Raw genomic sequence first — 6106 nt, 5'->3', positions numbered from 1 at the left:
GGCCTACGCCGCCCAGGCCCGCGATGAGTGCCATCACCACCACGCCCACGCCGACCACCACCGAGGGCAGGCGCTCCCCCACCAGGAACGGAATGGCAAACAGCAGCCAGAACAACGAACTCGACCAGCGCCTGGGGTGGGTGCGATCCATCAGGATCATCCCGGCGGTGATCACCAGCAGAACGCCGGCCAGCCAGTACAGGTATTCAATGGAAATGATCATTGCGCCGCCTCCGCTGTGTTGGCCGGTAACAGCTCTCGGGTCAGCATTCGGTCAAAGCGGTGCAAGCGCATGGCGTGAATGATGAAGGCGCAGATCGCCGTCGGGATGCCCCAGACCGCAATGTGCAGAGGCTCGACATCAATCCCCGAACCCAGCAGGAAGGTGTGCATCAACGCAATCGCACCAAAGGCGACGAAGATATCCTCGCCAAAAAACAGCCCGACGTTGTCGGTCGCGGCACACATGGCCAGGACCTTGTGGCGAAGCTTGTCGGGGAGTTTGCCATAGCGTTTTTCCGCCGCACCTTCCGCCATCGGCGCCAGCAACGGGCGCACCATCTGCGGGTGCCCGCCCAGGCTCGTCAGGCCCATGGCCGCTGTGGATTCACGCACAAACAGATAGATGATCAGCAAGCGCCCAACCGTGGCCCGCTCAAAGCGCGCGATCCAGTTTTGCGCATGCAGGCGCAAGCCATGGCGCTCCAGCAAGCCGATGACAGCCAGGGGCAACAACAGGATCAATTGCAAGGCGCGGGTCTGGAGGAAGCCGTCGCCCATGGTGGCGAGGATCTTTTCCAGTGGAAAGTGGGCGGCAAACCCGGTGGCAATCGCTGCCGCCGTGACGACCAGCAGCGGATTGAAGCGCAACACAAAGCCGACCACGATGACGAGTACGCCAATCAGCGGCCATAGGTTCACAACAGTTTGCATGGTGGTGAGGTCCTTAAGTGCGCGCTGCGGCGCCAGTAAAGCAGGTAGTGAACAAAGGGTTCACTGCAAGAAAACGGCGTGCAGCCCGGCTCGATTTTTTATTGTTGACCTGGAAGGTCGAGCGTCAGTGGCCGCATCTTTGCTGCTTGGGGAGGGAGGTGTCCAACAAGAAAAATTGTTGCTGCAATCCAATAAAGTTTGTGGGTGTTTGAAGCGTTAGAGGGCATTTGTCGGCCCGTTTGAAGAGAAGGCCCAGGTGCAGAACGTGCTCAGGTACTTGAAGTCCGATAAAGGGCTGGACGGCTTGTTCACGTGGCGGTCGGTGACCCGCTAGCCCTCAGCCCAGGTGCTTCTGGAAAAAGTGGCGCGTGTGTCCTGGCGGGTACTCGGCAATATGCCCGAACTCGCTGAAACCCAGCTTCCGGTAGAATCCGGGCGCCTGGAAGCTGAAGGTGTCCAGCCAGATCCCCGCACACCCTTTCTCCCGTGCCAGCTCCTCAGCCGCGTGCATCAGCCGCGAGCCCATGCCTTGGGTGCGCATTGACTCAGGCACGCTCAACAGCTCAATGAACATCCAGCCATAGGAAATTTTCCCGTACAGGCCGCCCACCACTTCCTGGCTGGCGGGATCACGCAGTAACAGCCCGAACGTTTCGAACGGGTTCTCGCCGCATTGGCTGATGTTGTATGCCCTCAGCGGCTGAAGGATGGCCTGGCGCTCTTGCGCCGTAACTTCAAAAGACAACTCTATCGCTGATGCCATCTCAATCTTCCTGATGTGAATGCCCAATTCTGCGGACACTACCAGCGATAGCCACCTGTCGCATACAGGACAGTCTTTGCGCCCTCAGCTACACACAGGTCGCAACCGCCCGCGGGCATGCACTTCACCGCCAGTACTCTTGGAGCACCACCCGGGAGATTTCCAATGACTCTACGCGCTTGCTTGGCCGCTCTATTGGTACTGACCGCCTCCACCGCCTTTGGCGCTCCCCGCTACGATCACCTCTATGCATTCGGCGATAGCTACTCCGATAACGGTGCGGGTGAACGCTTCACCAAGACCCTGGCCACTCTGAAGGTCAAGGATGCCCAGGAACTGCCCGGCTCGTTGTACTGGAAGGGCCGCTGGAGCAATGGCCCGACTGCCGTCGAGAACCTGGCCCACGCCTTGAAAACACCCTTGACCGACTACGCAGTGGGCGGCGCCAAGAGTGGCAATGGCAACTACTACGCCTGGATGGAGCCCGCCCGCGACACCGGCGTTTCAGGCCAGATCGCTGACTACCTGAAGTCCGCCAGGGCACACAAAGCCGACCCGAAGGCGCTGTTTTTCATTTTCATCTCGGCCAACGACTTTTTTGAATGGGCCGACTTCTCGCACACCGAGTCGGTTGCCGTACTCAGCCAGAACAGCGTGGCAAATATTCAGAAAGCCACCGAGACACTGATTACAGCGGGCGCAAAACACGTGATGGTAGTGGGCACCACGGATTTGAGTCATGCGCCAGCCGTGGTGCAGGGCAATCAAGTCGAGAACGCGAAAAACTACCAGCAGGTACTGGAACAAAAACTGCCGGTTGTGCTGAGCACATTGGCTAAGGCGCATCAGGTCAGCATCAGCTACTTCGACCACGTGGCGTTCAGCGACAAGCTGCGCGCAGCTCCCCAGGTGGCGGGGTTGAAAGACCTGGATACGCCCTGCCAACACACCTATCCGGACGTGAAGCCGGTGTGTGAAAACCCGGATGCGCATTACTACTGGGATGAATGGCATCCGACGCGCAAGGTGCATGCGCTGGCAGCACAGGCGATGCGTGAAACGTTGAAGGCCGGCCAGTGATTACCCAGGTGACGCCGTCCTACTGAGTCAAGGCGAACACCCACCGATAACCGCTTCTCTTCTGAACGAATCGGGAGAGCCCCCGGTGCTTTTGTCGGTGACATCCACCACGCAGCCACTCACCGGCACGGACTGGATGACTTGATAAGTCGCACCAACGGCAGGGATAAAACTGACCAGGTTTGCGCAACTGCGAAGAGCGTTGGCGCCCTCCTTGTTGGCGCCACCGCTGCTCATGACATTCACGTAGATCCAATTAGACATCACCGCACACTGGTCGCCTGCCGATACTGGCGCGGCGTAAACCCGGTCAACGCCTTGAACTGCCGGGTAAACGCACTGTGATCGGTATACCCACACTGCAACGCCACCTCAGTGATCGGCAGCTCGGTATGCAGCAGCCGATGCGCATGTTCCAGGCGTACCTTCTGGATCATCTGGCGCGGTGTCAGGTGGAACACGCGCTTGCAGTAGCGCTCCAGCTGCGCCACGGAAATCCCGGCGATCCGCGTCAGTTCACCCAACGTGACCCGCCGATTGAAATGCGCCCGGATGTGCTCGTCCACCGCCGCCAGCCGTTGATAGGCCGGGTGGGTTTCGCTGGCGGTTTGCAGGTCGACCGAGATGCCCGCCAGGCCGATGATTGCAGCGTCGCGGCTGTACAGCGGCCATTTGTGGGTCAGGCACCAACCCGGCTCGCGGGTACCGTACAAATGCAATTCCAACTGGTCTTCGAGGACAAATCCCTGCTCCAGCACCCGCCGATCCTGCTCGGTATAGCCGGGCCCCAACTGCGCGGGAAATACCTCGGCGCTGGTTTTTCCCAACAGCGGTTGCAAGTCCTTCAAGCCGCACCGCTGCACCAGGGTGCGGTTGGCCAATACGTAGCGCGCCTGCACGTCCTTGATAAAGATCGCGGCATTGGGAATCACGTCCAGCATCGGCAACAGCAACCCCACGCCGGCCAGTAATTCTTCGATGGTCTGTGGACGATTCGACTCGCTCCCTTGGCATAGGGTCGCGAACGCGCTCTGCATCATGACGCTCTCTCCTGCATTTTGCGGACAGGCCAGGCGCCCGGCGGGCGGTGCCTGGCGAGCAGATTGCCGCATGGCGGTGGCCCTGTCGAGCACTCGCAATTGTGCTGATTTCGTCATCGCAGCCTGCGCAAAACATCAATCGCGGCGCCGTTGATGGGTTCACTGTATGGCCACTGCATGCCTATCCAATAACCCACAAGAAGGCGCCGCCATGTCAGCCCAAGGCAAGTTCAAGAAACAGCTTTCATTGATCGACCTCACCTTTATCGGACTGGGAGCGATCTTCGGTTCGGGCTGGCTGTTCGCGGCCAGTCACGTCTCCGCCATCGCCGGACCGGCGGGGATTTTTTCCTGGTTGCTGGGCGGCTTCGCCGTGTTGCTGCTGGGCATTGTGTACTGCGAACTGGGGGCGGCATTGCCCCGCGCCGGCGGCGTGGTGCGCTACCCGGTTTATTCCCACGGCCCGCTGCTGGGCTACCTGATGGGCTTTATCACGCTGATCGCGTTTTCAAGCCTGGTGGCAATTGAAGTGGTCGCCTCGCGCCAATACGCCGCGGCGTGGTTTCCCGAGTTGACGCAGGCGGGTTCCAGCAACCCCACCGTCCTCGGCTGGTTCGTGCAGTTTGCGCTGCTCTCGCTGTTTTTCGCCCTCAACTACCGCAGCGTGAAGACCTTCGCCATGGCCAATAACCTGGTCAGCGTGTTCAAGTTCATCGTGCCGCTGCTGGTGATCGGCGTGCTGTTCACCTTTTTCAAGCCGGAGAATTTCCACGCCCAGGGCTTCGCGCCGTTCGGCCTGTCGGGGATTGAAATGGCCGTGTCTGCCGGCGGGGTGATTTTCGCCTACCTGGGTCTGACGCCAATCATCTCGGTGGCCAGCGAAGTGAAGAACCCGCAACGCACCATTCCGATTGCACTGATCCTGTCGGTGCTGCTCTCCACTGCAATCTACGTGCTGTTGCAGACCGCTTTCCTCGGCGGCATCCCCACCGAAATGCTCGCCAACGGCTGGGCCGGCGTCGCCAAGGAACTGGCCCTGCCGTACCGCGACATCGCGCTCGCCCTGGGCGTGGGCTGGCTGGCGTACCTGGTGGTCGCCGACGCCGTGATCTCCCCCAGCGGCTGCGGCAATATCTACATGAACGCCACGCCACGGGTGATCTACGGCTGGGCGCAAACCGGAACCTTCTTCAAGATCTTCACCCGCATCGACGAAAAGTCCGGCATCCCGCGCCCGGCGCTGTGGCTGACCTTTGGCCTGTCGGTGTTCTGGACCCTGCCCTTCCCGTCGTGGGAAGCGCTGATCAACGTGGTGTCCGCCGCGCTGGTGTTGAGCTACGCCGTGGCGCCGGTATCCGTGGCCGCCCTGCGCCGCAATGCACCTGACCTGCCGCGCCCGTTCAGGGTCAAGTGGATGGGCTTGCTCGGCCCGCTGTCGTTCATCATCGCCGCGCTGATCGTCTACTGGTCCGGCTGGAGCACCGTGTCGTGGCTGCTCGGCCTGCAAATCCTGATGTTCGTGGTGTACCTGCTGTGCGGCCGTTTTGTGCCGACCCTGCACCTGAGCCTGGGCCGCCAGGTTCGCTCCTCCGCCTGGCTGATCGGCTTCTACGCCGTGACCATCATCCTGTCGAAGCTCGGCAGCTTCGGTGGCCTGGGCATCCTCAGCCACCCGTTCGACACCGTGGTCGTCGCCGCTTGCGCGCTGGGAATTTATTACTGGGGCGCGACCACCGGCGTGCCGGCGCACCTGGTTCGCCTGGAAACCGAAGACGACGAAAGCGAAGCCCCTGAGCCCGATATCGGCCGGGCACAGCTGGCTTCCTGAGCCTCAGCCAACCACTGGATGGATTGTTCTATGAAACGAGTGCACATCATTGATTCCCACACCGGCGGCGAGCCCACGCGCCTGGTGATGACGGGGTTTCCCACGCTGGCCGGCGAGACCATGGTCGACAAACTCGACGACCTGCGCACCCGGCATGACCAATGGCGCAGGGCGTGCCTGCTGGAGCCCCGTGGCAACGATGTTCTGGTGGGCGCACTGTATTGCGCGCCGGTCTCGGCCGATGCCACCTGCGGCGTGATTTTCTTCAATAACGCCGGCTACCTCGGCATGTGCGGCCACGGCACCATCGGCCTGGTTGCCTCGTTGCACCACTTGGGGCAGATCGCGCCGGGGGTGCACAAGATCGACACGCCGGTCGGCCCGGTGAGCGCCACGTTGCACGCCGACGGCGCGGTCACGCTGCGCAATGTGCCCGCCTATCGCTATCGCCAGCATGTCTCG

General features: G+C 61.2%; 8 protein-coding genes. 3 read left to right on the top strand and 5 right to left on the bottom strand.

All coding sequences use genetic code 11. The annotated features are described in order from the left end of the window. From HX846_RS20860 to HX846_RS20850, 3 genes are all read right to left on the bottom strand, one after another. Window positions 1–223: 5-oxoproline transporter, DUF979 family subunit (locus tag HX846_RS20860; RefSeq protein ID WP_178966020.1), on the bottom strand; the 223-nt coding region annotated here is incomplete at its 3' end. Then, window positions 220–933, bottom strand: a complete 714-nt coding sequence (locus HX846_RS20855; RefSeq protein ID WP_177048065.1) for a DUF969 domain-containing protein — start codon at window positions 931–933, stop codon at window positions 220–222. The genes HX846_RS20855 and HX846_RS20860, both read right to left, overlap by 4 nt. Before the next feature lie 337 nt (window positions 934–1270). Continuing rightward, window positions 1271–1696, bottom strand: a complete 426-nt coding sequence (locus HX846_RS20850; protein WP_178966019.1) for a GNAT family N-acetyltransferase — start codon at window positions 1694–1696, stop codon at window positions 1271–1273. Window positions 1697–1861: 165 nt separating this feature from the next. On the opposite strand from HX846_RS20850, the gene HX846_RS20845 reads away from it, so the two are divergent. Then, a complete protein-coding gene (locus HX846_RS20845; protein ID WP_178966018.1) occupies window positions 1862–2776 on the top strand; it encodes an SGNH/GDSL hydrolase family protein in 915 nt (304 codons plus the stop codon). A gap of 27 nt (window positions 2777–2803) precedes the next feature. Here HX846_RS20845 and HX846_RS20840 read toward each other — a convergent pair whose 3' ends face one another. Next, a complete protein-coding gene (locus HX846_RS20840) occupies window positions 2804–3040 on the bottom strand; it encodes a hypothetical protein (protein ID WP_177116933.1) in 237 nt (78 codons plus the stop codon). Continuing rightward, the gene (locus HX846_RS20835) at window positions 3040–3816 is read right to left on the bottom strand and encodes an AraC family transcriptional regulator (RefSeq protein WP_174717779.1); all 777 of its coding nucleotides are present in this window, start codon (window positions 3814–3816) and stop codon (window positions 3040–3042) included. The genes HX846_RS20840 and HX846_RS20835 overlap by 1 nt, the downstream gene beginning before the upstream one ends. Window positions 3817–4027: 211 nt before the next feature. Here HX846_RS20835 and HX846_RS20830 point away from each other — a divergent pair, with 211 nt between their 5' ends. After that, complete coding sequence (locus HX846_RS20830) at window positions 4028–5644, top strand: APC family permease (RefSeq protein WP_178966017.1); 1617 nt, start codon at window positions 4028–4030, stop codon at window positions 5642–5644. 30 nt (window positions 5645–5674) lie between these two features. After that, the coding region (locus HX846_RS20825) for a proline racemase family protein (RefSeq protein ID WP_178966016.1) at window positions 5675–6106 on the top strand (432 nt) is incomplete at its 3' end.

The sequence above is a fragment of the Pseudomonas sp. K5002 genome (assembly GCF_013386655.1).
Classification (GTDB): domain Bacteria; phylum Pseudomonadota; class Gammaproteobacteria; order Pseudomonadales; family Pseudomonadaceae; genus Aquipseudomonas.
Note: the sequence above shows the minus strand (reverse complement) of the source record. Positions and strands in the feature narration are given on the sequence as shown.